This window comes from Streptomyces sp. WG7 (assembly GCF_049975785.1).
Classification (GTDB): domain Bacteria; phylum Actinomycetota; class Actinomycetes; order Streptomycetales; family Streptomycetaceae; genus Streptomyces.
In genome coordinates, this window is record NZ_JBNGGE010000006.1 from 204,697 (window position 1) to 229,860 (window position 25,164).

Consider the following 25,164-nt stretch of genomic DNA (forward strand, 5'->3'; position numbering starts at 1 on the left):
CGGTCGGCCCCGCGCACTGGTGGCCCCGAGGACGCGGTGATGCCCTTGGGGCACAGTGCCACGTCCCTCAGGAGGCATCCGCGATGAGCCGTCGTCCGCCCCACCCCGTCCGTCTCCTCGCCTCCGCGCTCGCGGCCGGGGCGCTGCTGGCCACGGCGGCCTGCTCGGACGACGGCGCTCCGGGCGCCGCCCCCGACACCGCGGCCGGGGAGTCCGCCCGGGCCGCGGCGAAACAGGCTCCCACCGCGTCCCCGACCGGCTCCCCCACCGGGTCCCCGACCGGCTCCTCGACGGCCTCCCCGACCGCCGCCGCGGCCCTCACCGAATCCGGCGCCAGGGCCGCCCTGCTCACCGAGGCCGACCTGGAGGGCGACTGGAACCAGGTCCAGGACGCGGACAAGTGGCGCGACCGGCTGCTCGTCGGCGAGGTCGACGTGTCCGACTTCCTCACGGCCAGGACCGACGCCGCCGACTGCCAGAAACTGCTGGACTCGCTCTACCGGGACGACCTGCTGGGCGAGCCGTCGGGCCCGTCGGCGCTCACCGGTTTCGAGCAGGGCGACTCCCGCCTGCTGGAGCAGGTCGCCGGCTACGACCGCGCCGGGCTCGACGACCGCCTGAAGTGGCTGGACTCCCTGCCGCAGAAGTGCGACCAGTTCACCGCGACCGACGACAACGGGGACAAGCGCACGGTCCAGGTGACCGAGTCCTCGGTGCCCGACGTGGGCGACGCCCGCGAGGGCCTGCACGTGACCGTCCAGGGCACCGCCGCCGACACCCCGGCCACCCTCACCCTCGACATCGCAGCCGTACGCGTCGGCACCTCCGCCCTCACCGTCACGGGCGGCGGCCTGGACGGCGGCGAGCTCGCGTACGTGGAACAGGGGGTGCGACAGGGCACCGAGCGCCTGAAAACCGTCCTGCACGGCGGAACCCCGTCCCCGCAGCCCACCGACCCGGACTGACGCCGGCTCCCCGGTGGACGACGGCTGAGGGGCGTGGGACGGGTCACAGTCCTGGAGCGCCGCCCGGGAAGCGGGAGCGGCTGAAAGTATGATCAAGCGATGTCTGACACGACCGAAACCACACCGGGCTGGCTGTCGACCGACGACCTCGAGATGGCACGCGCCCGCATGCCGATCCTGTACGTCGAGGCGGTGCCCGTGCGCGTCGACGACAGCGGCGAAGTCACCAGCGTCGGCCTGCTCCTGCGCATCGGGCCCGACGGAACGGTCAGCCGGACGCTGGTCTCCGGCCGGGTGCTGCACCACGAGCGGGTCCGGGACGCCCTGCTGCGTCACCTGGAGAAGGACCTCGGCCCGGTGGCGCTGCCCCGGGTGCCGTCCTCGCTCCAGCCGTTCACCGTGGCCGAGTACTTCCCCACGCACGGCGTCACGCCGTACCACGACCCCCGGCAGCACGCGGTCTCCCTCGCCTACGTCGTCCCGGTGACCGGCGACTGCAGGCCCCGTCAGGACGCGCTGGACCTCGTCTGGTTCAGCCCGCAGGAGGCCCTGTCACCGGCGGTGCAGAGCGAGATGCCGGGCGGGCACGGGGTGCTCCTGAAGCAGGCGCTGGCGCATGTGGGCTGCGTGGTCTGAGCGCTCGGTGGCTCGCCGGACGCCGGCCGGACGCCGGTGGCGCCACACCGCCGACCGGCCGAAGGCGGCCCGCGGAGCTACTCCTCGGGCCGCTCCCCGTCGCTCAACTGCGGGTCCAGATCGTCCCGGAGCAGCCCCCGGGACCCCGTCTGGCCGGTGCGGTAGGCGGAGCGGGCCACCAGGTGGGAGGCGACCGGGCCGGTGAGGAACTGGAAGAAGACGATGAGCGCGAGGGTGCCCAGGTCGATGCCGTGACGCAGATGCAGCGCCACCCCGGCGAGGACGAGGAGCGTCCCGAGGGTCTGCGGCTTGGTGGCGGCGTGGCTGCGGGAGAGCACGTCGGGGAAGCGGAGCATCCCGATCACACCGAGCAGGCACTGCAGGCAGCCGAGGAACAGCAGGGCCGCCCCGGCCAGGTCGGCGGCCTCGGCCCAGCCGCTCACCGGTGGTCCTCCTTGCCGTCCGCCCGGACCGGGGGCCGGTCGCGTACGGCGATGAACCGGGCGATGCCCACGGAGCCCGTGAAGCCGAGGAAGGCGAGCACCAGCATCACGGGGAAGTAGAAGGAGTCTCCGTCGTGGACGGCCTTGACGGCGATGCCGGCGATGATGAGCGCCGCCGCCACGTCCAGGGCGACCGCGCGGTCCAGCATCGAGGGCCCGTACCAGACGCGGTACAGCAGCAGGGCGCCGGCGACGAGGATCATCACCAGCGAGGCGACCAGCATGGCCTGTTCGACGGCGTGCAGGGTGGTCACGGGGAGGCGTCCCCTTCCGGTACGGGCCGGGCGGCGTGGGCGATGTCCTCGGCGGTGCCGAAGGCGCGGGCGACGAGTTCCTCCATGCGCCACACCGACCGCTGGGCGCTCTCGATCTCGCCGGGGTCGTCGGCGTCGAGGACGTGCAGGAACACGGTGGCCGTCGACCGGCGCACCTCGATCACCGAGCCGCCGGGGACGTTGGAGACGGCGACCGCGGTGGCCGTGAGCATGAGGTCGCTGCGCACCCGCAGCGGGACGGCGACGACCGCGGCGTGGTAGGGGCCCTTGGCGAAGATCTGCCGGGTGACCTCGACGCTGGAGGAGAACATGTCGTACAGCAGGTAGGCCGCGAGCCGCAGGATGCCCAGCGGGCGCAGCCGCAGGCCGAGGTCTACGGCGGGCAGCGGGAAGGCGAGGCACAGGCACACCGCGACGATGACGCCGTTGACGAGGTTGGCCCAGGACGGGGTGCCCCACAGCAGGATCCAGATGACCGTGAGCCAGGCGATGAGCGGCAGGTCGAGAACGCGTCTGCCGCCGCCGATACGGAACGACCAGCTGTAGGGGGAACGGTCGCGGTAGAGGTTGCTCATCGGCCGAGCACCGCCTCGATGTAGGGGGTGCGGGCGAGGAGTTCGGCGGCGGCCGCGTCGGTGAAGGTGGTGAGGGGGCCGCCGAGCACGGTGTAGAGCAGGCCGAGGGCGACGGCGGCGCCGGTCGCCACCAGCATCGGCCAGGGCAGCCGCCTGGTGGTGGTGATGGACTGTCCCAGGAAGCCGGCGGAGACCACGGCGCCCGCCGGTACCGGCAGGCCGCTCCCGGAGCCGGTCGCCTCCCCGTCCTCGTCGTCGCCGGAATCGTCGCCCGGCTCGTCGCCGGCGGACTCCAGGACCACGCCCTCGCCCTCGGCCCCCGGCGGCGCGTCGCGCCAGAACGCGAGGTTCCAGACCTTCGCCATGACGTAGAGGGTGAGCAGGCTGGTGGCGGCGGACCCGGCGACCAGCGCCCAGGCCCAGCCGCCGCCGTTGTCGACGCCCGCCCGCATCAGGCCGAGCTTGCCGATGAACCCGGAGAGCGGCGGGATGCCGGCGAGGTTCATGGCGGGCACGAAGAACAGCACGGCGAGCAGCGGCGCCGTCTTCGCCAGGCCGCCGAGGCGGGTGAGTTCCGTGGTGCCGCCCCGCCGCTCGACGAGCCCGGCGACGAGGAAGAGGGTGGTCTGCACGGTGATGTGGTGGGCCACGTACACGATCGCACCGGCGATCGAGCCGCGCCCGGCGAGCGCGATGCCGAAGACCATGTAGCCGATGTGGCTGATGAGGGTGAAGGACAGCACCCGCTTCAGGTCGGTCTGGGCGACCGCGCCGAGGATGCCGATGACCATGGAGGCGAGCGCGGCGAGCATCAGCAGGTCACCGAGGCGGTGGCCGGGGAAGAGCAGGGTCTGGGTGCGCAGCATCGAGTACACGCCGACCTTGGTCAGCAGACCGGCGAAGACCGCGGTGACCGGTGCGGGTGCGGTCGGGTAGGAGTCGGGCAGCCAGGCCGCGAGCGGGAACACCGCCGCCTTGATCGCGAAGACCGTCAGCAGCATGGCCTCCAGCAGGGTGCGCACCCCGACCGGGACTTCCTGCAGCCGCCCCGCGAGCTGCGCGAAGTTCACGGTCCCCGCGACCGAGTACGTCATGGCGATCGCGACCAGGAACAGCACCGAGGAGAACAGCGAGATGATCACGTACGTCGATCCGGCCCGGATACGGGTCGCGGTGCCGCCGATGGTGAGCAGGACGAAACTCGCGACGAGCATGATCTCGAAGCCGACGTAGAGGTTGACGAGGTCTCCGGCCAGGAAGGTGCAGGAGACGCCTGCCACGAGGATCAGGTAGGCGGGGTGGAAGACGCCGACCGGCGTCTGGTCGTCGCGGTCGGCCATGCCCTGGCCGAGCGAGTACAGGTTGACGAGCAGGGTGACGGCGCTGGACACGGTGAGCATCAGGCCCGCGAGCCGGTCGGCGACGAGGGTGATGCCGATCGGCGGCGCGAAGTCGCCGAGGTGCACGCTGAGCGGGCCGTGGCGGTCGGCGGCCACCATGAGGAGCACGGAGAGCACGAGGACCGCGCCGAGCACGGCGAGGGTGATGAAGCGCTGGAACCGCTGGAGCCGGGGGCCGATGGCGAGCTTCAGGCCCGTGACGCACAGGGGCAGCAGGACGGGGAGGGGGACGAGCGCGTTCACCTGGTTCCTTCCGTGCCGGCGCCCTCGGGGTCGTCGGGCTGGTCGGGCGGCGGGTGGCCGGAGTCCTCGCCGGGGTGGGAATCGGGCTCGCGGCCGGACTCCTCGGGGTCGTTGGAGGGCCCGGCGACACGGGCCGGTGCCGGTCCGGGCCGGCCCGCCGCGTCGGTGGAGCCCAGCTCCCGGCCTTCCCGGTAGTCCTCGGGGTCGGCGCCGAGGATGTCGTTCCACAGGTTCCCGGAGACGTCGTTGGCGCGGGCCTGGTAGGCGCGTTCCTCGCGGACCCGCCGGCGCAGCCGTTTGCGTGCGGCGCGGTAGCGGGCGCCCAGTTCGGGGTCGGTGCCGGGCTCGGCCCGGGCTTCGCGGTAGCGGTCGCGCAGTTCGCCGCGCCGGTCGAGGAACTCGGCGCGCAGGGCGACCAGCCGGTCCTCGGTGTCGTCGCTGATCTCGTCGGAACCGGTGACCTGGTGGCTGCGGTAGGCCATGGCGAGCAGGAACGCGGTGGTGGCGAGGGTGATGACGATCGCGGTGAGGGCGATGGCCTGGGGCAGCGGGTCGGTGACCCGGTTGCGGATGACGTGCGGGTAGAGGAGCGGCGCGTTGCCCGCCCTGCCCGTCGAGGCGAGGACCAGCAGGTTGACGCCGTTGCCGAGGACGACCGCGCCGAGCAGGATCCGGGTCAGCGACCGGGTCAGCAACAGGCTGGCGCCGACGGCGCTGAGGACGGCGGCCGCCACCAGGAGGGAGAGGCTCACGGTCATGCGGGGCCCGCCTCCGCGCGCGGGGCGCGCCGGCCGGCGGCCCGTTCGATCTGCCGGTCGACGCGGGCGCCGAGGGCCCGCACGATGTCCAGGACCACGCCGAGCACGAGGAGGTAGACCCCGCAGTCGAAGAGGACGGCGGTGGACAGGTGGGCGTCCCCCCAGACGGGCAGGTGGCCGTGCCAGGTCCAGCCGTGCAGCACGGTGCCCTCGGCGAGGCCGCCCAGCGCGACCCCGGTGGACAGGAACAGGCCCAGGCCGGTGAACAGGCCCGCCTTGAAGGGCACGGCGTCGGCGAGCTCGTGCCGCCCGCCCGCGAGATAGCGGGCGATGAAGGCGACGCCGGCGGTCAGGCCCGCGACGAAGCCGCCGCCCGGCAGGTTCTCCGCGCACATGAGCAGGTAGACGGAGAGGACGAGGATCGGATGGAAGATGAGGCGGGCGACCACTTCCAGGACGAGGGAGCGGCGCTCGGGTGCGAGGGTGGAACTGGCCGCGAGCCAGGTCCGCTCCGGGGCGCCCTCGTCGCCGCTGGGCAGGCCCGCTAGTTCGTACGGGGTCGCCCGCCAGGCGGTGCGCAGGCCGGCGTGGGGGTGGTCCCCGGGCAGCGGCAGTACGGGCTGCTCGGCGTCGTCGGTGCGGCGGTGCAGGTAGATGAGGCTGGTGACGCCGATCGCGGCGGCGGCGAGCACCGCGGACTCCCCCATCGTGTCCCAGGCCCGCAGGTCGACGAGGATCGTCGCGACGACTTCCTTGAGGCCGTGGTGCGCGGTCTCCTCGACCATCGCCGCTCCGGCGCTGTCGGCCCGGCGGTGGCCCGCCATGATCCAGACGACGACGGCGAGGGCGGCGCCGCCCGCGAGCGCCACCGGCATCCGCAGTGCGCGTCGCCACCGGCTGTAGTTCTCCTCGAAGTACACCGGCATCCGGCGCAGCACGAGCACGAAGACGATCATCGAGACGGTCTCCACGCCGAACTGGGTCAGCGCGAGGTCGGGCGCGCCCTGCGCCACGAAGAGCAGCGCGGTGCCGTATCCGGTGAGACCGGCGAACACGACGGCCTTCATCCGGCGCCGCACCCCCAGGCACAGCAGGGCGGCCGCGCAGGTCAGCAGCGCGACACCGGCCTGGGCCGGGTGGTCCCAGAGCCGTGGGGCGGGCACCGAGGTCCAGGGTTCGTCCGCGACGAGGACGGCGATCTGCCCGGCGAGGACCACGCTCATGGTCGTCACGAGGTACACCGACAGCGAGCCGCGCTGCACGAAACCGGTGCACTGCAGGGCGGTGCGCTCCAGCGCGAGCAGCAGCCGTCCGAAGACCCGGTCGGCGGAGCGCCAGGCGAGGGCCTGTCCGGCCCGCCGGACGGGGCCCGCGGCGAGGAACAGCAGGACACCGCCCGCCCAGGCCGCGCAGGACAGGCCGAGGGCGAGGCCCGGCCCGTGCCACAGCGCCAGGTGGTACGGGTGGGCGGGTGCGGGGAACTGCTCGGCGTAGGTGCCGAGGAGCCCTTGGAGCCAGGGCACGCCGGGGCCGAGGACGAGGCAGGCCAGGGCGAGCACGGCGGGCGGGGCGAGGAAGGCCGGCGGGACGGGGTGCGCGTCCGTGTCGGGGACGCCGGGCTTGCGGGCGAAGGCGCCCCACAGGTAGCGCAGGGTGTAGGCGGTGGTCAGGGCCGAGCCGGCGACGGTCGCGGCGAGCGCCCAGCGGTCGGCGGTGCTCCCGTCCAGGAGGGACTGGAAGGCGGCCTCCTTGGCGGTGAAGCCGAGCAGCGGCGGTACGGCGGCCATGGACAGTCCGGCGGCCCCGGCGACCGCGCACACGGCGGGCAGCCGGCGCCCGAGCCCGGAGAGTCTGCGCAGGTCGCGGGTGCCGGTGGCGTGGTCGATGATCCCGGTGACCAGGAAGAGCGGGGCCTTGAACAGGGCGTGGGCGAGGATCATGGCGGTGGCGGCGAGGCCGGTGTCGTGGCGGCCCGCCCCGGCGAGGACGGTGAGGAAGCCGAGCTGGCTGACGGTGCCGTGGGCGAGGACGAGTTTCAGGTCGTGCAGGCGCAGCGCCCGCCAGCCGCCCAGCAGCATCGTCGCGGAGCCCAGGACGAGCAGCAGCGGCCGCCAGGGCGTGACCTCCGCGAACGCGGGAGCGAGCCGGGCGATGAGGTAGACGCCTGCCTTGACCATCGCGGCGGCGTGCAGGTAGGCGCTGACCGGGGTGGGGGCGGCCATGGCGTTGGGCAGCCAGAGGCTGAACGGCCAGATCGCGGACTTGGCGAGGGCCCCGACGAGGATCAGCACGACCGCCGTGGACAGCGCCGCCGACGCGGGCGGCGGGTCGGCGAGGATCGCCGAGATCCGGTAGGTGCCCGCCTCGTGACCCAGGATCAGGAAACCGACGAGCATGGCCAGTCCGCCGAGCGTGGTGACCGTCAGGGCCTGCAGGGCGCTGCGCCGGTTCCGCTTGTGGTCGCTGGTCTGGCCGATCAGCAGGTAGGAGAAGACGGTCGTCAGTTCCCAGAAGATGTAGAGCAGGATGAGATCGTCGGCGAGGACCAGGCCGAGCATCGCCCCGGCGAAGGCGAGGAGGTTCCCGGCGAACCTGCCCAGCTGCCGCGACCGGTCGTCGAAGTACGAGGCGCAGTAGACCAGGACGAGGGTGCCCACTCCCGCGGCGAGCAGCACCATCAGTTCGGCGAGGGCGTCCAGGCGCAGCGCCCAGTCCACGTGGTAGGCGGGCAGCCAGGCCCACTCGGCGGTGTCGGCACCGCCCGCGGCCGTCGTGCTCCACCGGGTGGCCGCCCAGACGGCCGCCGCCGCGGGCGGCAGGGCCAGCACGAGGAAGGCACGGGTTCCGCACCACCTCACCAGCGGCGCGGCGAACAGCGCGAGCGCGAAGTGGCAGAGGACGAGTGCGGTCATGCGGGTCCGCGCGAAGGCACGGTGGCGGCGGAAGGACAGGACACCCGACAGTGATATATCGGGCACCCGGTCTGGGCGCCCAGGCACGCCGCAGTGTCCGCGACGCCACCGGACCGGCCCCGGGCCGACCCGGCTTCCGTGACCTACTGATCGAGGGGTGCTTCCGGATCTCTCCGGAAGCACCCCTCGATCTGCGACTCTCTCGAGTCGGGACGACAGGATTTGAACCTGCGACCCCTTGACCCCCAGTCAAGTGCGCTACCAAGCTGCGCCACGTCCCGTTTCCCGTCTGACCTGGGGTTTCCCCGGCCGGACGCGCAGGAAAACCATACCGCACTCGGGCCCGTGGTCGCGCATCGCGTTTCCGGGGGCGCCGTCCGCCGGTCAGCACTTCTCCTTACGGGACCGCAGGGGCAGGGCCGCCGTGCGGCCGGAGTCGGCCGCTGCCGCGTCGACCCGCACCAGGTCGCGTACCGCCGGTATCAGGAGCAGGGCGGCGCAGACGGCGAGGCTCGTCGCGCCGGCCACGAGCAGCACATGGTCGGCGCCGACGGCCGAGGCGGCCGGCCCGGCGAGGGCCTGGCCCACGGGCATCATCGCGAGCGAGCCCGCCACGTCGTAGGCGTGGATGCGGTTGAGGACGTCCGGCGGGACCTGGGTCTGCACGCTGGTCGCCCACATCACGCCCCAGAAGGACATCCCGGCCCCGGCGACGGCGGCGCCCGCCGCCATGGCCGGTACGCCGAGACCGGCTCCGACGCTCGCGGGGAAGGCGGCGAAGCCGACGAGGGCGATCGCCCCGGCGCGCAGCATGCGGCGAGGCCGCAGCCGCAGCGCGAGGAGCCCGCCGACGACGGTGCCGGCGCCCAGGGCGGAGTTGACCAGGCCGTAGTCGCGGGGGCCGTGCTCCCGCACCACCTCGGTGGCCACCAGCGGAACGGTCGGCCCCCAGACGGCGATCATGTAGACGCCCCAGACGGCGATGACGCCCCACAGCCACTGACGGGAGCGGAACTCCCGCCATCCCTCGACCAGGTCGGCGCGGAAGGCCTTCGCCCCACGGCCGGCCGCCGCCCGGCTGCCCGGCGCGAGCGGGGGCAGCCGGAGCAGCAGCAGGCACAGCGCGCTGACCGCGTACGTGGTGGCGTGGGCCGCGAAGACCCCGCCGGGTGAGGCGAAGCCGACCAGGAGGCCGGCCACGGCGGGGCCCGCGAGCTGGGCGGCGGACTCGGCGACGCGTATCGCGCCGTTCGCGCCCTGTATGTCGGAGGCGAGCCGGGGCACGGTGCTGGCGACGCCGGGCTGGAACACGGCGCCCGCGACACCGTTGACGAACCCGATCGCGCAGATCTGCCACAGCACGACGTGTCCGGAGAAGAAGAGCACGGCTGCCAGGGCCTGGGTGCCCAGCCGCACCAGATCGGCGCCGATCATCAGCTTGCGGGTGCTGAACCGGTCGGCGAGGACACCGCCGAAGATCACCAGGCCGGCGAACGCGGCGGCCGTCGCGGCCATGGCGAGACCGACCGCGCCCGCCCCGTACCCGTGCTGGAGCAGACCGGCCGCGAGTGCGACGGGCAGCATGGTGTCGCCCAGCCTGGCGACGGCCCGCGCGGCGAAGAACAACGCGAAGTCCCGCGACCACACTGCTCGTCCCGCCCGCGGCCCGCCCGTCCCCTCACCCGCGTGCGTGGACTGCGACGACGTCCCTGTCATCCCGCGCTCCCCCTCCCCCCGGCCGGCCCGCGGCGACCACCCCCGTACCACCGCTGCCATTCCCTGCTCACGTCGTACGTCGGACAGCCGGAGCCCCCCTCCGGCTCCGGCTGCGACGCAAGCCTTCGGATCATGCCACGGGGCACTGACAACGCCCGAAGGGTTTTCAGCCCCCGGCCGGCAGCCCCAGCCGGGGATGGGCCTCCAGCAGCCGGGGCGGGGCCGCCTGGCGCCAGGAGTCGGCGAGGATGTCACGCAGCTCCTCCTCGCCGTCGAGGGCCGCGAGGCGGGCCCGCACCCAGGCGAACTGGGCCTCGTGGCCGGCGATCCAGAACTTCTCCGGCTCGGCCAGCACGAGTTCGGCGCGCTCCTCCTTGGGACAGCGCACCGCGATGGACGTCTCGTCCTCGGGCAGCGTGGCGAACATCTTGCCCGCGACCCGGAACGTGGGCATGCTCCAGGCGATCTTCTCCGTCGTGTCCGGCAGGGACAGGGCGATACGGCGTACGTCTTCTGCGTCCGGCATGTCAGGCACCGTAGCCGCCGCCACTGACAATCACCCGGTGGCGGCCGGGGCGCCGAGCTGCTTGAAGTAGAGCGTCGTCGGCCTCAGTTCCCCGCCCGGGTCCGCCGCGTAGTCGGGGATCGTCCCGGCCCGGGTCCACCCGGCGGAGCGGTAGAGGCGTTCGGCGGGGCTGCCGGTCTCGGTGTCCAGGTGGAGCAGGGTGATGCCGGCCGCCACGGCCGCCTCCTCGGCGGCGGTCAGGAGCCCGCGGCCCAGGCCCCGGCCGCGGGCCGTGCGGGAGACCATCAGTTTGACCAGCTCGGCGCGGTGGCGGCTGTTGGGCTTGTCGGGCAGGGCGAGGCTCACGGTCCCGGCCACCCGCTCCCCCTCGCACGCCACCCAGACGGCGAGCCTCCCGGCGGCCACGGCGGCGGCCCGGCCCCGCCACCAGGCGACGGCCTCGGCCCGGTCGAGCGGCGCGAGGAAACCGACCGAAGCGCCGCCGTCGACGGTTTCGGTGAGCAGGTCCGCCAACTCCTCCAGCAGACCGGTCAGTCGGTGTTCGTCCACGCGGCTCACCGTCACGGCAGCACCACCGCCAGCACGTAGCGGACGTCGTCGGGGCCGGCGCACCGGAACCTCGTCGGCCCCCACACCCGCGTGCGCAGGCAGTCCCCGGTACCGATGTGGTGCTCGACATCCTGTGCCGTCACCCTCAGGGCCCCTTCCAGGACCCAGATGTGCTGCTCCAGGCCGGGCACGGGCGGCCGGTCGTAGGCGATGTCGGCGCCCGCGGCGAGCCGTCCCTCGACGAGTTCGGCGCGCAGCCCGGCGTGCGGCGGGGACACCGAGCGGCGTACGAAGCCGGCGGACCGGTCCTCCCACAGCGGCTGCTCGGCGGCCCGGACCACCGGCGCGGGTTCCGCCTCGACCTCGCTGAGCAGCCGGGACATGGTGCGTCCGTACACCGCGCAGAGGCGGTTCAGGACGGAGGCGGTGGGGCTGGTCTCCGCGCGTTCGGCCCGGGAGAGCGTGGACCGGCTCACTCCACTGCGCTCCGCCAACTCACTCAGTGACCAGCCTCGTTCGGCGCGCAGCCCGGCCAGCCGGGTGGCGAGCCGGGCGTCCACGGGATCGGGCGCGTCATCGGCGTCTCTCATATCCGGGACGCTATCCCGCGTACGAGACAACCGTGTTACCGAAGCCTCACGCCCGGGCCGCCTCGTCGAGTGCGTCCAGGACCGGGCGGATCAAGGGGTGCTCCTCGGCACCCCGGCGTACCGCCGCGAAGACCCGGCGAGTGGGCGCGACCCCGTCGACGGGACGGACGACCACGCCCGTGAGGTCCGTGCCGTGCAGCGCCGAACGCGGGACGAGCGCCACGCCGACGTCGGCCGCGGCGAGGGACACCACCGCGCGGAAGTCGTCCGAGGAGTGCTCCATGCGGGGCTGGAAGCCTGCGTTCTCGCAGGCCAGGACCACGACGTCGTGGCACGGGTTGCCGGGGTAGGGACCGATCCACGGGTCCTTGGCCAGCTCCGCCAACGGCACCTCGTCGGCGTCGGCGAGGCGGTGGGCGACCGGAACGACCGCGTCGAAGGGCTCGGCGTACAGGGGGACGTGCGTCAGACGCGGGTCGTCGGCGGGCGGCGCCCCGCGGTACTCGACGGCGACGGCCACGTCGACCTGCCGGTCCAGCACCATCGGCAGGCTGGCGTCGCCCTCGGCGTCCTGGACGCGGATGCGGATGCCGGGCGCCGACTCGGCGAGGCGGGCCAGCGCGGGCGCGACGACCAGGGCGATGCCGGTCGCGAAGGACGCGACCGTGACCGTGCCGGCCTCGCCCGAGCTGTACGCGGCGAGCTCGGCCTCGGCCCGCTCCAGCTGGGCGAGGACGGCGTTGGTGTGGTCGAGCAGGATCTCGCCGGCCGGGGTCAGCCGTACGCCCTTGGCGCCGCGCTCGACCAGGCGGTGTCCGGTCTCCTGCTCCAGGGCGGTCAGCTGCTGGGAGACCGCCGAGGGGGTGAGGTACAGCGCGGCGGCGGCCGCCGTCACGGTGCGGTGGTCCGCCACCGCCCGGAGGATGTGCAGCCGCCGCGCTTCGATCACGGCATCGATTCTCTCATCGATGTGCGCAGGTCACGCACGTGTCAGGCGTCGAGCTCCGCACGTGCCGCCACGAAGGCGTCCACCGCGCGGTTCACGTCCTCGGTGGAGTGGGCGGCGGACAGCTGCACGCGGATGCGGGCCTGGCCCTGCGGCACGACCGGGTAGGAGAAGCCGATCACGTAGACGCCGCGCTCCAGGAGCAGCTCCGCCATGCGGCCCGCCCTCGACGCGTCGCCGATCATCACCGGCGCGATGGCGTGGTCGCCGGGGAGGATGTCGAAGCCCTCCTCGGTCATCCGGCGGCGGAACAGGGCGGTGTTCTCGGCGAGCCGCACGCGCAGGTCGCCGGCCGACTCCAGCAGGTCGATCACCTTGAGGGAGGCGGCGGCGATCACCGGGGCGAGGGTGTTGGAGAAGAGGTAGGGCCGCGAGCGCTGGCGCAGCAGGGCGACGATCTCGGCGCGGGCGGCGACGTAGCCGCCGGAGGCGCCGCCGAGGGCCTTGCCGAGGGTGCCGGTGATGATGTCGACGCGGTCCATGACGCCGTGCAGTTCGGGGGTGCCGCGTCCGCCGGGGCCGACGAAGCCGACGGCGTGCGAGTCGTCGACCATCACCATGGCGTCGTAGCGGTCGGCGAGGTCGCAGATCTCGGCGAGCGGGGCGACGTAGCCGTCCATGGAGAAGACGCCGTCGGTGACGATCAGCTTGCGGCGGGCGTCGCCGGCGGCCTTGAGCTGGGTCTCCAGGTCGGCCAGGTCGCGGTTGGCGTAGCGGAGGCGCTTGGCCTTGCTGAGGCGGATGCCGTCGATGATGGAGGCGTGGTTGAGGGCGTCGGAGATCACCGCGTCCTCGGGGCCGAGGAGGGTCTCGAAGACGCCGCCGTTGGCGTCGAAGCAGGAGGAGTAGAGGATCGTGTCCTCCTGGCCGAGGAACGCGGAGAGCCGGGCCTCCAGTTCCTTGTGGACCTCCTGGGTGCCGCAGATGAAGCGCACGGAGGCCATGCCGTAGCCCCAGCGGTCCAGCGCCTCGTGGGCGGCGGCGACGACCTCGGGGTGGTCGGCGAGGCCGAGGTAGTTGTTGGCGCAGAAGTTGAGGACCTCGCCGGGGCGGCCGCCGGCGGTGACGTTGACGGTCGCGGACTGCGGGGTGCCGATGACGCGCTCTGGCTTGTGCAGGCCGGCGGCGCGGATCTCGTCGAGGGTGGCGCGCAGGTCGTCGCGCACGGAGTCGAACATCGTGAAGCTCCTAGGAGTACGTACGTGGTGGGCGGTCGTCCTGCGCGGACGTCCTACGCGGTCCAGTCGAGGATGACCTTGCCGCCCTTGCCGCTGGCGGCGTCGGCGAAGGCGGCCTCGTGGTCGCGGTGGCTGTAGCGGCCGGTGATGACGGGGGCGAGGTCGAGGCCGCCTTCGAGCAGCACCGACATGGCGTACCAGGTCTCGAACATCTCGCGGCCGTAGATGCCCTTGACGGTGATCATCGAGGTGACGATGCGGGCCCAGTCGACCGGGAACTCCTCGGCGGGCAGGCCGAGCATCGCGATCCGGCCGCCGTGCGTCATGTTGGCGATCATGTCGCGCATGGCCTCGGGGCGGCCGGACATCTCCAGGCCGATGTCGAAGCCCTCGCGCAGGCCGAGTTCGCGCTGTCCGTCGGCGATGGTCGCCTTCGAGACGTCGAGGGCGAGGCTCACACCGACCTTGAGCGCGAGGTCCAGGCGTTCCTCGCTCACGTCGGTGATCACGACGTTGCGCGCCCCGGCGTGCCGGGCCACGGCGGCGGCCATCAGGCCGATCGGTCCGGCGCCCGTGATGAGGACGTCCTCGCCGACCAGCGGGAAGGAGAGGGCGGTGTGCACGGCGTTGCCGAACGGGTCGAAGATCGCGGCGATGTCGAGGTCGACGGGGACGCGGTGCACCCAGACGTTGGCGGCGGGCAGGGCGACGTACTCGGCGAACGCCCCGTCCCGGCCGACGCCGAGACCGACCGTGGCGCGGCACAGGTGGCGCCGTCCGGCCAGGCAGTTGCGGCATTTGCCGCACACGAGGTGGCCCTCGCCGCTGACCCGGTCACCGGCCTTGATGTCGGTGACGTCCCGCCCGGTGTCGACGACCTCGCCGACGAACTCGTGCCCGACGACGAGCGGGGTGCGGATGGCCTGCTGCGCCCAGCCGTCCCAGGCCCGGATGTGCAGGTCGGTGCCGCAGATGCCGGTGCGCAGCACCTTGATCAGCACGTCACCGGGTCCGATGACGGGCTCGGGGACGTCCGCGAGGCGCAGCCCGGGCTCCGCCTTCTCCTTGACCAGCGCCTTCAACGCTACGGCTCCTGACGGGTGAGGTCCCGGCGCGCCGGGCATGCCGAGGCAGCCCGCGTCCGGGGAGGGGAGGGAATCGCACGACAATCTGCCGTACGGTGCCGTTCCGGGTCCATCGAGGCTTTCTTAAGCCCGGTCGCAGCTTTCCTTCACGCCCTCGCGCACGTACCGCCCTTACCGCCCTGGTGCCCTTCGCACCCCTCGCGCCCGCTGTGCCGTCGCCCGGCGGTTCACAGCGGGAGTCCGTCCTCCGCACTGCGTTCGATGCGGCGTACCAGGTCGGCCGCGGTCGACTTGATCGTCGCGAGGCCCGCCTTCCCCCAGGCCCGGGGCCGCACGTCGGCCGCGGACAGGGTGCCCAGTACCGTCCCCGTGCTGTCGATGAGCGGGGCGCCGAGGTAGGAGCGGATGCCGAACTCGTCGACGACCGGGTTGCCCGCGAAGCGTGGATAGTCGCACACGTCCTCCAGGACCAGTGCCCTGCGCCGGACCACCACGTGCGGGCAGAAGCCGTGGTCCCGGGGCTGGACGCGGCCGAACTCCGGACTGGTGCCGTCCCCGCGCGTCACCGGCGGGATCTCGGGCACTCTGAGGCCCGCGAAGAACTGCCCGCCCTCGACCAGGAAGTTGACCATCGCGTACGGCGCCTCGGCGAGATGGGCGAGATGGCCCGCGAAGGCGTCGAGGGCCGGGTCCGGACGTTCCGCCAGACCGAGCCGGCGCAGTCGTCGCACCCGGGCGGGGGCCTCCCGGTCCTCGGGGGTGAGCAGCAGACGTCCGACCGGGCGCGGCGGGTCATAGCTCATGGGCGGGCTCCGTCGCTGTGGGCGTGCGTCATGTGCGGCTCCGTGGCGGTGTGGGCGGGGATCACCTGGGTATGCCTGGGTATCACCTGCGGGCGCCGTACCCCGTCGTGGGGGCCGGTGTGTGGGCGATGAGGTGGCGTACGAGGGTGAGCAGGGTCTGGATGCCGGAACTGGAGATCCGGGCGTCGCATCGGACGATCGGGATCTCGGGATGGAGGTCCATGGCGGCGCGCACCTCCTCGGGGTCGTAGCGGTACGAGCCGTCGAACTCGTTGATGGCGACGACGAAGCCGAGTCCGCGCTCCTCGAAGAAGTCGACGGCGGCGAAGGACTCCTCGAGGCGGCGGGTATCGGCGATGATCACCGCACCGAGGGCGCCCTCGCACAGTTCGTCCCACATGAACCAGAACCGTTCCTGGCCGGGTGTCCCGAACAGGTACAGCACGTGTTCCGGGTCGAGGGTGAGGCGGCCGAAGTCCATGGCCACGGTTGTTTCGAGTTTGTTCTCGATTCCGTCGAGGTTGTCGGTCGCGGCGCTGACGGTGGTGAGCAGTTCCTCCGTGCTCAGCGGTGCGATCTCGCTGACCGCGCCGACGAAGGTCGTCTTGCCCACTCCGAACCCGCCCGCCACGAGGATCTTGAGCGCGGTGGGGAAGGGGTCGGTGTCGTGGCCGGCTCCTGGGCCGGATCCGTGGTCGTAGTCAGAGCTGTCGTCGTAGTCCATCGAGCACTGCCTCCAGAAGGGCCCGGTCCGTGGGGTCGTGGTGGAACGCGGCGGGGGGTTTCGTGGTCAGCGCGCCGCAGTCCACGAGGTCCGACAGCAGCACCTTGGTGACTGCCACCGGAAGCCTCAGATGAGCGGCGAGCTCGGCGACCGGGAGGGGCGCCCGGCACAGGTCGAGCGCCTGCGCGTGCTCGGGACCGAGGTAGCCGAGGGGAGTCGCTCCGGTGGCCATCACCTGGGACATCAGGTCGAGCGCGACGGTGGGCCGGGTACGGCCGTTGCTCACGGTGAAGGGGCGCACCAGCCGTCCGGCCGCGTCGTCGAGCCAGGGCCCGTCGCCGGCCGCGGCCACCTTCAAGGCCTCATCGCCGGGGGTTCGACCGCGTGCTGCCGGGGCGCGGTGACCAGGTAGGGCCGGACGCTCTTGACCAGCATCGCCATCTCGTAGCCGAGTACGGCCGCGTCGGCCTCGCGGCCGGCCAGCACGGCGAGGCAGGTGCCGGAACCGGCGGTGGTGACGAACAGCAGGGTCGAGTCGAGTTCGACGACGACCTGCCGTACGTCGCCGCCGTCGCCGAAGCGGACACCGGCGCTGCGGCCGAGGGAGTAGAGGCCGGAGGCCAGGGCCGCCATGTGGTCGGCGCTGTCCGCGTCGAGGCCGTGGACGGACTTCACCAGTCCGTCGCAGGACAGGAGCACCGCGCTGGAGGTGTGCGGTACGCGCTGCACGAGGCCGCTCATCAGCCAGTCGAGATCGGATACATGGCCGGTCGGCGCGTCGCTCGCCATGGTGGATCGACTCCTTGGGGTACGAAGGTGTGCGGGAGCGCTGGTCGTGGTGGTGGGGAGGGAACTGGGGGTGGTTGCGGGAGTGGTCATCCGGCCGGGTCTCTGTGGGTCGGCTCCATGTGCGGTGACACCATGTGGGTCGGGCCTGTGTGGGCCGGGCCTGTGTAGGTCGGCGCTGTGTGGGTCGGCGCTGTGTGGGTCGGCGCTGTGTGGGTCGGCGCTGTGTGGGTCGGCGCTGTGTGGGTCGGCGCTGTGTGGCCCCCCTCCCCATGGGTCGGTTCCACATGGGCCGACTCCCCAGGGGCCCGCTCCACAAGGGCCGGCTCCGCACGGCGCGGCTCGATGGAGGTCGACTCCCTGCGTTGCCGCGCCTCCGCAAGGCCGATGCCGCGTTGGAAGGCCGCCATCAGTCCGGGGTCGTGGCCGACGTGCTGCTCGGGCTCCTGGCGGGGTGCGGGACCGCCCCGCAGCTGGGGTGCGATGTGCTCCTGGGCGCGGCGGCGGGGCAGTTGGGGCTTGCCCATGGTGCCGCGCACCACGCCGTGGCGCGAGACGGGCGGGGTGGCGGCGTGCTCGGCGAGGACGCCGCGGTCCTCGGCCCGGACACCGGGTACGGCGGCGGCCGGGGTGGGCCGTTCCTGGTGGGTTTCACGGACGGGCAGCGGCATGGGTTCGCCGCTGTCCACCTCCCGGAGCACGGCCGGCGCGGGCGCCGCTGGGACGACTGGGGCGGGGACGGGAGCGGCGGGAGCGGGATCGGGGGCCGGCGCCGCTGGAACCGGCGCGACGGGAATCGGCGGTACCAAGGTGACCGTGGGGCTCGGCTGCCGCGGGAGCGGCGGTACGGGCTCAGGCTCGGCCCCCGTGACCTCCGCCGGCCGGGTCACGCCCCCGGGGAGGGCGTCCGGCTCCGTACCCAGCAGGGCCTGCGGAACGACCAGTACGGCCTGGACACCGCCGTAGATGTTGCTCTGCAGGCGGACGGTGATGCCGTGCCGCTTGGCGAGCTGCGAGACGACGTACAGCCCGATGCGGCCGTCCGCGAGCAGGCGGGCGACGTTGACCTGGTCGGGGTCGGCGAGCAGGGTGTTCATCCGGCTCTGCTCGCCCACGGGCATGCCGAGTCCTCGGTCCTCGACCTCGACGGCGAGGCCCGAGGTGACGAGGCTGGCGCGCATCAGCACCTGGGTCTGCGGGGCGGAGAACAGGGTGGCGTTCTCGACGAGTTCGGCCAGCAGGTGGATGACGTCGGCGACGGCGTGGCCGCGCAGGGTGCCGTCGATCGGGGGGACCAGCCGGACCCGCGAGTACTGCTCGACCTCGGCGATGGCCGAGCGGAGCACCTCGGTCATGTCGACGGGGTTGCTCCACTGGCGGCGCGAGACGGCGCCGCCGAGCACGGCGAGGTTCTCGGCGTGGCGGCGGATGCGGGTGGCGAGGTGGTCGACGTGGAAGAGGCCCTTGAGGAGGTCGGGGTCCTCGATCTCGTTCTCCAGCTCGTCCAGGATGGAGATCTCCCGGTGCACCAGCGACTGCAGGCGCCGGGCGAGGTTGACGAAGACCTCCAGTTTCTGTTCGCTGCCCGCCTGGCTGGAGAGCTGGGCGGCCCGGACGACGGCGGTGACGGCGCCGTCGTGGGCGCGGGACAGGTCGGCGGCGAGCAGTTCGAAGTCGTCGGCGTCGTCCGGCGGTCCGCTGCGCGGCTTGCGCCGGGGCGGGGTCTCGCCGCGGCGCAGAGCCTCGACCACGGCACGCAGTTCGCCCTCTCCACGCGCGGTGCTGCGGCGCAGTGCGCCGACGCGCTGGTACACGGACCGCGCGGCGCGGTCGGCCGCGACGGCGGCGATGACCACGGCGGCGAGGGTCACCGAGACCGCGCCGGCGAGCACGACCCACAGCACGGGGCCGGGCCGCGCGCCGGTGGACCGCACGGTGAACAGGACGACCGCGCTGGCGCTGAGGGCGACCGCGACGGGCGGCAGCACGGCGAGACGCAGGAGTTGGGGCCGTATGTGGGTCTCGGGCAGCGCGGGTGCTGTCCGTGAGGCCGGCCGGCCGTGCCGCCCGCCCTCACGGCGGTCTGCTCGCGCGGCCGGGGCGCGGAGGTGAGACATCGGGGTCCTCGTACTGGTCCGTTGGTCCGTCGGGCCCGGATCGGACCCTGGTGCTCGCGCGTGGTGGCGGAGTGCCACGCGGCCACGTGACGCCACGCGGGCACGCGTCATCGCGGTGTCGGCCGAACGGACCGAGGGTGGTGAACCGGCCCTACGCCGCCCGACGGACACTGACAGTAGTCGCCTGCGCATCCTGCGCGATGGGCAGTTGACAAAGTCCCCCGGACAACGTCCCGCTCTGGTATGAGCCCTCGTACGACAGCCCGATAAGTCGGCGAAGCTTCCGTTCCCGAAGCGCTGCAGAGCGGTCCGACTCGATCAGGTTCAGTCGCCGTGAGTGACGGGCGGCGCCGTACGTCCGGGTGGACGCGCGGGAGCGGCCACGGTGCGCGGCACCCCTCCCTCGCGACCGGAGTATTGACGCCCCCATGAAACAAGTTAATAGTTTTTGTATCTTCGACTCGCAGGGAGCCCGATGACCGACACCGCCCCGGACGCCGCCCCCCGCACCGCGACGTTCACCACCCGCTCCCCGGCGACCGGCGAGCCGCTCGCCGAGTACCCGGTGGACGGTCCCGAGCAGATCGCCCGTGCCGTGACCCGGGCCCGGAAGGCGCAGGCGGAATGGACCGCGCTGCCCGCGGCCCGGCGCCGTGACCATCTGCTGCGCTGGAAGCGGGCCCTCGCCTCCGACCTGGGCACCGTCGCCCGGACCATCGCCGAGGAGACCGGCAAGCCGGCCGGCGACGCCGCGCTGGAGGTCGTCCTCACTCTGGAGCACCTGGGCTGGGCCGCGCGCAACGCCGACCGCGTGCTGCGCCGACGGCGGGTGCGCACCGGGCTGTTCACCGCCCACCAGCGGGCCTCGCTGGTGCACCGGCCGCTGGGCGTGGTGGGCGTGATCGGCCCGTGGAACTACCCCTGCTACACCCCGATGGGCTCCGTCGGGTACGCCCTGGCGGCCGGGAACGCCGTGGTCCTCAAGCCGTCCGAGCTGACCCCGGGCACCGGTGTGCTGCTCGCCGAACTGTTCGACGCGGCCGTGCCCGCGCACGCCGGGCTGCTCACCACCGTCACGGGCGCCGCGGCCGCCGGAGAGGCGCTGGCCCGCTCCGGGGTCGACAAGCTGGCGTTCACCGGCTCGCCCGGGACGGCGCGCAAGGTGATGGCGGTGTGCGCCGAGACGCTGACGCCGTTCCTCGCCGAGTGCGGCGGGAAGGACGCCGTGATCGTCACCGCGGACGCGGATCTGGACGCAGCCGCCGACGCGATCGTGTGGGGCGCGCTGAGCAACGCCGGACAGACCTGTGCGGGTGTGGAACGCGTCTACGCCGTGCGCGAGATCCATGCGGCGCTGTGCGAACGGGTGGTGAAGCGCGCCGGTGCGCTGCGCCCGGGCGCCGGCGGCGACGCGGCCTACGGTCCGATGACCCTGCCGGGCCAGATCGGGACCGTGGAGCGGCACGTGACCACGGCGGTGTCGTCGGGCGCGCGACTCCTGCTGGGCGGACCGGAGTCCGTCCGGGCGCCGTACGTCGCGCCCGTCGTCCTGGCCGATGTGCCCCAGGACGCGGCGGCCATGACGGAGGAGACGTTCGGACCGGTCGTCGCGATCAACGCGGTGGCCGACGTGGACGAGGCGGTGGCCCGCGCCGACGACTCCCGGTACGCCCTGGGAGCCGCCGTGTTCTGCGGGAACCGGCGTGCCGGAGCCGCGATCGCGGCACGGCTGCGCGCGGGAGCGGTGTCGGTGAACTCGGTGCTGGGCTTCGCGGCCGTACCGGCGCTGCCGTTCGGCGGTTCGCAGGATTCCGGCTTCGGGCGGATACACGGCGCGGAGGGGCTGCGGGCCTTCACCGCCGTGCAGTCGACGACCGTGCAGCGGTTCACCCCGCCGATCGCGCTGACCTCCTTCGACGTACCGGCCGCCGCACGGGAGCGCGCGGTGCGGCTGGCCCGGGCTCTGCACCTGCGGCACTGACCCGCCGGACCGCGCCCTGACGGCCGGTCAGGCGTTCAGGAGGGGGGCCAGATAGCGACGGGCGAAGGCCCGGGCCTGGTCCTCGTCCTCCATCTCGATGCAGCTGGCGGGGTTGAGCAGGAAGGAGACGGCCACGCGCACCATGAGCTCGGCGACCGGCCGCGGGTCCGCGTCGGGGCGGCCCTCGGCTTGCTGCGCACGGCGCAGATGTCCCGTCAGGTACTCGACGGTGGCGGAGAGCGAGGAGCCGCCGTGCACGGTCAGGTAGGGCAGCACCACCTCGGGTTCCAGGCGCAGCAGGCCGCCGAAGAGCGGATGTGCGCGGGTGTGGCGCAAGGCGACGACGAATCCCTCGACGACCCGTTCCTCCATGGTCGGCAGCGCGGCCACCGCCGAGTCCAGCCGCTGGAAGAACCGGCTGTTCTCGCGCAGCAGGGTCTGCTCGACCAGCCTGTCCTTGTTCTGGAAGCGCCGGTAGACGGTGACCCGGGAGACACCGGCCCGTTTGGCGACGTCGTCGACGGAGGAACGGCGCAGGCCGAAGGCGGTGAACTGCTCCAGCGCGGCGTCGAGGATGCGCCGTGCGGTCGGGTCCTCCGTCTCGGTCTTCCGGACCGTGCTCACGAAACCGACACCCCCGTCCCGGGAAACAAGTAACAACTCTCAACACTTTGTAACACGAACTCTGGAGGGCCTGATGGGCAGTCGTCTCACCGCAGAGCAGTCCGCGTTCGCCGCGGCCGTCAGAGATTTCGCCAAGCGCGAGTGCGGTACCCGGGAGCAGCGGGACGCGCTGACCGCGGGCGGTCGTGAGGCGCACCATCCGGGGCTGTACGGCAGGCTCGCCGGCCTGGGCTGGCTCGGGGTGTGCCTTCCGGAGGAGTACGGCGGCTCCGGCGGGGGGCTGGCCGACGCCTGCCTGTTCCTGGAGGAGACCTCCTACGGGATGGTCCCGGCCGGCGGTTTCGTCACCACCGTCATCGCCGCGAAGGCGTACGAACGGTTCGGCACCGAGCGGCAGCGGCACGAGGTGCTGTCCGGCGCCGTGCGCGGCGACGTCCTGTCGATCGCCATGTCGGAGCCGGGCGCCGGTTCGGACGTCGGCGCGCTGCGCTGCCGGGCCCGGCAGGCGTCGGACGGCACCTGGGAGATCGACGGGCAGAAGACCTGGATCTCCAACGCACACTTGGCGAAGAGCATTCTGCTGGTGGCCCGCACCGGCGAGGACAAGCACGGCGGGCTGACGATGTTCCATCTGCCCGCCGACGCCCCGGGCGTGGAGGTGCAAGGCATCGAGACCATGGGCGGCCGGGAGGTCAACGACGTGTTCCTCACCGGCGTCCGGCTGCCCGCCGACGCGGTGGTGGGCCGGGTGGACGACGGCTGGCGGCAGTTGATGGCCGGGCTGAACCACGAGCGGCTCTTCCTGGCCGCGAACATGCTGGGCCTGGCGCGCCGCGTCTTCGACGACGCCCTCGCCTACGTCCGTGAACGCGAGCAGTTCGGGCGGCCCGTCGGATCCTTCCAGGCGCTGCGGCACCGGGTGGCCGACCTCGCCACCGAGATCGAGTGCACCCGGCTGCTGGTGCGCGAGGTGGCCCTGGACTGTGACGCGCAGCCGGACAGGCTGTTCCCGCGGGAGGCGTCCATGGCCAAGCTGAAGGCCACCGAGACCGCCAAGCGGGCCGCCCTGGAGGGCATGCAGATGATGGGCGGCTACGGCTACACCACCGAGTTCGACATGGAGCGCCACCTGCGGGCCGCGGTCGTCTCCACGGTCTACGGCGGGACCAGCGAGATCCAGCGGGACGTGATCGGCAAGACCTACGGCCTCTGAACCGGCCCCCGTGCGGGCTGCCGCCCGCCCCCGGCCGGGGGCGGGCGGCAGCCGGTCGCGCCGAGAGGCCGGGCTCAGTCCCGGTAGAGCCCGGACAGCGCGTCGGCGTACTTGTCCCGGATCACCCGGCGCCGCAGCTTCAGCGAGGGCGTCAGCTCGCCGGTCGCCGGGCCCCACTCCTCGGACAGCAGCTCGTACCGCTTCACCTGCTCGGTGCGGTTGAGCCGGGAGTTGGCGGCCGCCACGGCGCGCTCCACCTCGGCCCGTACGGCGGGATGCCGGACGAGGCCGGCGAGTCCGCCGTCCGCCACGACACCGTGGGCGGCGGCCCAGGCGGGGGCGGCCTCCGCGTCGAGCACCAGCAGCGCGACGAGGTAGGAGCGGCGGTCGCCGTGGACCAGCGCCTGACCGATCAGCGGGTGCTCCTTGAGCGCGTTCTCCACCAGGGCGGGCGAGACGTTCTTGCCCGACGAGGTGATGATCATCTCCTTCTTCCGATCGGTGAGCCAGAGGTAGCCGTCCTGGTCCGTCCGGCCGATGTCGCCGGTGGCCAGCCAGCCGTCGGCGTCCACGGCGGGCCGCACCGAACCGTCCGGCTGGAGGTAGCCGGAGAAGACGGACTCGCCGCGCACCTCGATCTCGCCGTCCGCGGCGACCCTGACCTCCACGGACTCCACGGGGCGTCCCACCGAACCGATCCGGAAGCCGGTTCGCGGGCTGTTGGTGGTGGCCACGCCGGTGGTCTCGGTCAGCCCCCAGGCATCCATGATCACGATGCCGAACCCGGCCCAGAAGTCCACCACGTCGACCGGCATGGGCGCCGAGGCACTGGCCGCCCAGGTCACCCGGTCCAGGCCGCCCGCGGCCAGCAGCGGCAACAGGACGTCCTGGCGGGCACGGGCGTAGCGCTCCTCCAGCTCGGCGGGCGGCGTCTTGCCCCGCTCGCGGTACCCGACGTGCTCGCGGGCCACCGCGGACGCCGCGTCGATGGCCGCCCGCTGCTCGGCCGGCATCAGGGACAGGACGGCCCGCACGGCGGCGCACAGCTTCTCCCAGATCCGCGGCACACCGAAGAACTGCGCGGGGCGCACCTCGCGCACGACCCTGCCCACGCCCGCGGGGTCGGCGCAGAGGTAGACGTGCGAGGCGCGGTGGCAGGGCAGGTAGATGCCCAGCATCCGTTCGGCGATGTGGGCGAACGGCAGGTAGCAGATGTGCTCGACGTGCGGCGGCAGCTCCACCACGGCGTCCAGCGCCAGGGCGTTGGCCATCACCTGGCGGTGGGTCAGGACGACGCCCTTCGGCTCCCCGGTGGTTCCGGAGGTGTAGACGACGGTCAGCGGGTCGTCGGGGCTCGCGGCGTCCAGCTCCTTCGCGAACCGCTCCGGCGCGGGGTCCCGGAGCAGGGCGGCGTACGGGACGTGGCCGCCCTCGGCGCCCGCCTCGGCCACCACCAGCCGGGCCAGCGGGGTGCCGGCGTCGGTCAGCAGCGGTTCCCACACCGCCACCTGCGCCGTCCCCTCGACCACCGCGAGACGGGCCCGGCAGTTGCGGGCGATATGGGTGACCTGCTCGGGGGCCGCGGTGCCGTACACGCTGACCGGGACGGCACCGAGGCGGCCGAGCGCCAGGTCGGACAGCCAGTGCTCGGGACGGTTGGCCATCATCATCAGCACGTGGTCGCCGCGGCCGACGCCGAGCGCCGCGTAGCCGGCGGCCAGGCGTCCGGTGTGCTCGTGGATCTGCGCCCAGCTGAGCGTCGTCCAGGCGCCGTCCCCGTCCGCCTGCTGCCAGGAGAGGCCGGGCAGTCCGGGGTACTCACGGGCGTTGCGGGCCAGCAGCCGCGGCAGGGTCCGGTCGGCCGGGGCGGCGGGCGGTTCGCCGGTCGTACGGGGCGCTGATGTCATCGGGGCCTCCTTGCGGGTCGGATGGGAACGTCCGGGAGACCGGGGCGGTGGGGCGCCCCGGCAGGCGTGCCGGGAGGAGCGCGGCGGGGTGC

The 25,164-nt window shown here is 73.2% G+C and carries 24 protein-coding genes and 1 tRNA gene; 4 read left to right on the plus strand and 21 right to left on the minus strand.

The window, feature by feature from the left end; all coding sequences use genetic code 11:
• Positions 1–83 precede the first annotated feature (83 nt).
• A complete protein-coding gene (locus ACP4J0_RS09550; RefSeq protein WP_426598194.1) occupies positions 84–965 on the plus strand; it encodes a hypothetical protein in 882 nt (293 codons plus the stop codon).
• 99 nt (positions 966–1,064) lie between these two features.
• A complete protein-coding gene (locus ACP4J0_RS09555) occupies positions 1,065–1,601 on the plus strand; it encodes an NUDIX hydrolase family protein (protein WP_426598195.1) in 537 nt (178 codons plus the stop codon).
• A 77-nt stretch (positions 1,602–1,678) separates the two neighbouring features.
• On the opposite strand, the gene mnhG is transcribed toward ACP4J0_RS09555, so the two are convergent.
• The 19 genes from mnhG to ACP4J0_RS09650 form a co-directional block, all read right to left on the minus strand.
• Entirely contained in the window at positions 1,679–2,044 is a 366-nt protein-coding gene (gene mnhG / locus ACP4J0_RS09560; protein WP_426598196.1) for a monovalent cation/H(+) antiporter subunit G, read from the minus strand.
• Positions 2,041–2,358 (minus strand): monovalent cation/H+ antiporter complex subunit F, encoded by a 318-nt coding sequence (locus ACP4J0_RS09565; RefSeq protein WP_426598197.1) that lies wholly within the window; start codon positions 2,356–2,358, stop codon positions 2,041–2,043. Before ACP4J0_RS09565 ends, mnhG begins: the two co-directional genes overlap by 4 nt.
• Positions 2,355–2,954, minus strand: coding sequence for a Na+/H+ antiporter subunit E (locus ACP4J0_RS09570; protein ID WP_426598198.1), 600 nt, complete (start codon positions 2,952–2,954; stop codon positions 2,355–2,357). The genes ACP4J0_RS09565 and ACP4J0_RS09570 overlap by 4 nt, the downstream gene beginning before the upstream one ends.
• Positions 2,951–4,597: a Na+/H+ antiporter subunit D gene (locus tag ACP4J0_RS09575; RefSeq protein ID WP_426598199.1), complete on the minus strand. Its 1,647-nt coding sequence runs from the start codon at positions 4,595–4,597 to the stop codon at positions 2,951–2,953. Before ACP4J0_RS09575 ends, ACP4J0_RS09570 begins: the two co-directional genes overlap by 4 nt.
• Positions 4,594–5,355, minus strand: a complete 762-nt coding sequence (locus ACP4J0_RS09580; RefSeq protein WP_426598200.1) for a Na(+)/H(+) antiporter subunit C — start codon at positions 5,353–5,355, stop codon at positions 4,594–4,596. The genes ACP4J0_RS09575 and ACP4J0_RS09580 overlap by 4 nt, the downstream gene beginning before the upstream one ends.
• On the minus strand, positions 5,352–8,267 hold the full coding sequence (locus tag ACP4J0_RS09585; RefSeq protein ID WP_426598201.1) for a Na+/H+ antiporter subunit A: 2,916 nt from the start codon (positions 8,265–8,267) through the stop codon (positions 5,352–5,354). Before ACP4J0_RS09585 ends, ACP4J0_RS09580 begins: the two co-directional genes overlap by 4 nt.
• Before the next feature lie 207 nt (positions 8,268–8,474).
• Positions 8,475–8,548: transfer RNA gene (locus ACP4J0_RS09590), tRNA-Pro, on the minus strand.
• Between the two features lie 103 nt (positions 8,549–8,651).
• Positions 8,652–9,983 (minus strand): MFS transporter, encoded by a 1,332-nt coding sequence (locus tag ACP4J0_RS09595; protein WP_426598202.1) that lies wholly within the window; start codon positions 9,981–9,983, stop codon positions 8,652–8,654.
• 166 nt (positions 9,984–10,149) lie between these two features.
• Positions 10,150–10,509 (minus strand): MmcQ/YjbR family DNA-binding protein, encoded by a 360-nt coding sequence (locus tag ACP4J0_RS09600; RefSeq protein WP_426598203.1) that lies wholly within the window; start codon positions 10,507–10,509, stop codon positions 10,150–10,152.
• A gap of 30 nt (positions 10,510–10,539) precedes the next feature.
• Positions 10,540–11,073 (minus strand): GNAT family N-acetyltransferase, encoded by a 534-nt coding sequence (locus ACP4J0_RS09605; protein WP_426598204.1) that lies wholly within the window; start codon positions 11,071–11,073, stop codon positions 10,540–10,542.
• Entirely contained in the window at positions 11,070–11,648 is a 579-nt protein-coding gene (locus tag ACP4J0_RS09610; protein WP_426598205.1) for a helix-turn-helix domain-containing protein, read from the minus strand. The genes ACP4J0_RS09605 and ACP4J0_RS09610 overlap by 4 nt, the downstream gene beginning before the upstream one ends.
• Before the next feature lie 46 nt (positions 11,649–11,694).
• Entirely contained in the window at positions 11,695–12,597 is a 903-nt protein-coding gene (locus ACP4J0_RS09615) for a LysR substrate-binding domain-containing protein (RefSeq protein ID WP_426525557.1), read from the minus strand.
• 41 nt (positions 12,598–12,638) lie between these two features.
• Positions 12,639–13,832, minus strand: coding sequence for a glycine C-acetyltransferase (locus ACP4J0_RS09620; RefSeq protein ID WP_426598206.1), 1,194 nt, complete (start codon positions 13,830–13,832; stop codon positions 12,639–12,641).
• Between the two features lie 53 nt (positions 13,833–13,885).
• The gene (gene tdh / locus ACP4J0_RS09625) at positions 13,886–14,914 is read right to left on the minus strand and encodes an L-threonine 3-dehydrogenase (protein ID WP_426598207.1); all 1,029 of its coding nucleotides are present in this window, start codon (positions 14,912–14,914) and stop codon (positions 13,886–13,888) included.
• 230 nt (positions 14,915–15,144) lie between these two features.
• Positions 15,145–15,720 (minus strand): GAF domain-containing protein, encoded by a 576-nt coding sequence (locus ACP4J0_RS09630; RefSeq protein WP_426598208.1) that lies wholly within the window; start codon positions 15,718–15,720, stop codon positions 15,145–15,147.
• A gap of 82 nt (positions 15,721–15,802) precedes the next feature.
• Positions 15,803–16,444: a GTP-binding protein gene (locus ACP4J0_RS09635; protein WP_426598209.1), complete on the minus strand. Its 642-nt coding sequence runs from the start codon at positions 16,442–16,444 to the stop codon at positions 15,803–15,805.
• On the minus strand, positions 16,422–16,796 hold the full coding sequence (locus ACP4J0_RS09640) for a DUF742 domain-containing protein (protein ID WP_019330485.1): 375 nt from the start codon (positions 16,794–16,796) through the stop codon (positions 16,422–16,424). Before ACP4J0_RS09640 ends, ACP4J0_RS09635 begins: the two co-directional genes overlap by 23 nt.
• Positions 16,797–16,798: 2 nt before the next feature.
• Entirely contained in the window at positions 16,799–17,233 is a 435-nt protein-coding gene (locus ACP4J0_RS09645) for a roadblock/LC7 domain-containing protein (RefSeq protein WP_279560566.1), read from the minus strand.
• An 86-nt stretch (positions 17,234–17,319) separates the two neighbouring features.
• Positions 17,320–19,347 carry an ATP-binding protein gene (locus tag ACP4J0_RS09650; protein ID WP_426598210.1) on the minus strand — a complete coding sequence of 676 codons (2,028 nt, stop codon included), beginning with the start codon at positions 19,345–19,347 and terminating at the stop codon, positions 17,320–17,322.
• A 475-nt stretch (positions 19,348–19,822) separates the two neighbouring features.
• Between ACP4J0_RS09650 and ACP4J0_RS09655 the strand changes: the two genes are divergently transcribed.
• The gene (locus ACP4J0_RS09655) at positions 19,823–21,328 is read left to right on the plus strand and encodes an aldehyde dehydrogenase family protein (RefSeq protein WP_426598211.1); all 1,506 of its coding nucleotides are present in this window, start codon (positions 19,823–19,825) and stop codon (positions 21,326–21,328) included.
• A 27-nt stretch (positions 21,329–21,355) separates the two neighbouring features.
• Here the strand turns inward: ACP4J0_RS09655 and ACP4J0_RS09660 are convergent, their stop codons facing one another.
• Positions 21,356–21,952 carry a TetR/AcrR family transcriptional regulator gene (locus tag ACP4J0_RS09660; RefSeq protein WP_426598212.1) on the minus strand — a complete coding sequence of 199 codons (597 nt, stop codon included), beginning with the start codon at positions 21,950–21,952 and terminating at the stop codon, positions 21,356–21,358.
• 73 nt (positions 21,953–22,025) lie between these two features.
• Here ACP4J0_RS09660 and ACP4J0_RS09665 point away from each other — a divergent pair, with 73 nt between their 5' ends.
• Entirely contained in the window at positions 22,026–23,165 is a 1,140-nt protein-coding gene (locus tag ACP4J0_RS09665) for an acyl-CoA dehydrogenase family protein (RefSeq protein ID WP_426598213.1), read from the plus strand.
• A 74-nt stretch (positions 23,166–23,239) separates the two neighbouring features.
• Here the strand turns inward: ACP4J0_RS09665 and ACP4J0_RS09670 are convergent, their stop codons facing one another.
• Positions 23,240–25,072, minus strand: a complete 1,833-nt coding sequence (locus ACP4J0_RS09670) for an AMP-dependent synthetase/ligase (protein WP_426598214.1) — start codon at positions 25,070–25,072, stop codon at positions 23,240–23,242.
• Between the last annotated feature and the right edge of the window lie 92 nt (positions 25,073–25,164).

Excerpts from the sequence above, each read along its gene's own strand:
- ACP4J0_RS09645 (WP_279560566.1), bottom strand. The coding sequence starts at position 17,233 with ATGGCGAGCGACGCGCCGACCGGCCATGTATCCGATCTCGACTGGCTG.
- ACP4J0_RS09650 (WP_426598210.1), bottom strand. The coding sequence starts at position 19,347 with ATGTCTCACCTCCGCGCCCCGGCCGCGCGAGCAGACCGCCGTGAGGGC.
- ACP4J0_RS09570 (WP_426598198.1), bottom strand. The coding sequence starts at position 2,954 with ATGAGCAACCTCTACCGCGACCGTTCCCCCTACAGCTGGTCGTTCCGT.
- ACP4J0_RS09665 (WP_426598213.1), top strand. The coding sequence starts at position 22,026 with ATGGGCAGTCGTCTCACCGCAGAGCAGTCCGCGTTCGCCGCGGCCGTC.
- ACP4J0_RS09585 (WP_426598201.1), bottom strand. The coding sequence starts at position 8,267 with ATGACCGCACTCGTCCTCTGCCACTTCGCGCTCGCGCTGTTCGCCGCG.
- ACP4J0_RS09555 (WP_426598195.1), top strand. The coding sequence starts at position 1,065 with ATGTCTGACACGACCGAAACCACACCGGGCTGGCTGTCGACCGACGAC.
- ACP4J0_RS09635 (WP_426598209.1), bottom strand. The coding sequence starts at position 16,444 with ATGGACTACGACGACAGCTCTGACTACGACCACGGATCCGGCCCAGGA.
- ACP4J0_RS09595 (WP_426598202.1), bottom strand. The coding sequence starts at position 9,983 with ATGACAGGGACGTCGTCGCAGTCCACGCACGCGGGTGAGGGGACGGGC.
- ACP4J0_RS09550 (WP_426598194.1), top strand. The coding sequence starts at position 84 with ATGAGCCGTCGTCCGCCCCACCCCGTCCGTCTCCTCGCCTCCGCGCTC.
- ACP4J0_RS09630 (WP_426598208.1), bottom strand. The coding sequence starts at position 15,720 with ATGAGCTATGACCCGCCGCGCCCGGTCGGACGTCTGCTGCTCACCCCC.
- ACP4J0_RS09620 (WP_426598206.1), bottom strand. The coding sequence starts at position 13,832 with ATGTTCGACTCCGTGCGCGACGACCTGCGCGCCACCCTCGACGAGATC.
- ACP4J0_RS09610 (WP_426598205.1), bottom strand. The coding sequence starts at position 11,648 with ATGAGAGACGCCGATGACGCGCCCGATCCCGTGGACGCCCGGCTCGCC.
- ACP4J0_RS09600 (WP_426598203.1), bottom strand. The coding sequence starts at position 10,509 with ATGCCGGACGCAGAAGACGTACGCCGTATCGCCCTGTCCCTGCCGGAC.
- ACP4J0_RS09580 (WP_426598200.1), bottom strand. The coding sequence starts at position 5,355 with ATGACCGTGAGCCTCTCCCTCCTGGTGGCGGCCGCCGTCCTCAGCGCC.
- ACP4J0_RS09670 (WP_426598214.1), bottom strand. The coding sequence starts at position 25,072 with ATGACATCAGCGCCCCGTACGACCGGCGAACCGCCCGCCGCCCCGGCC.
- ACP4J0_RS09655 (WP_426598211.1), top strand. The coding sequence starts at position 19,823 with ATGACCGACACCGCCCCGGACGCCGCCCCCCGCACCGCGACGTTCACC.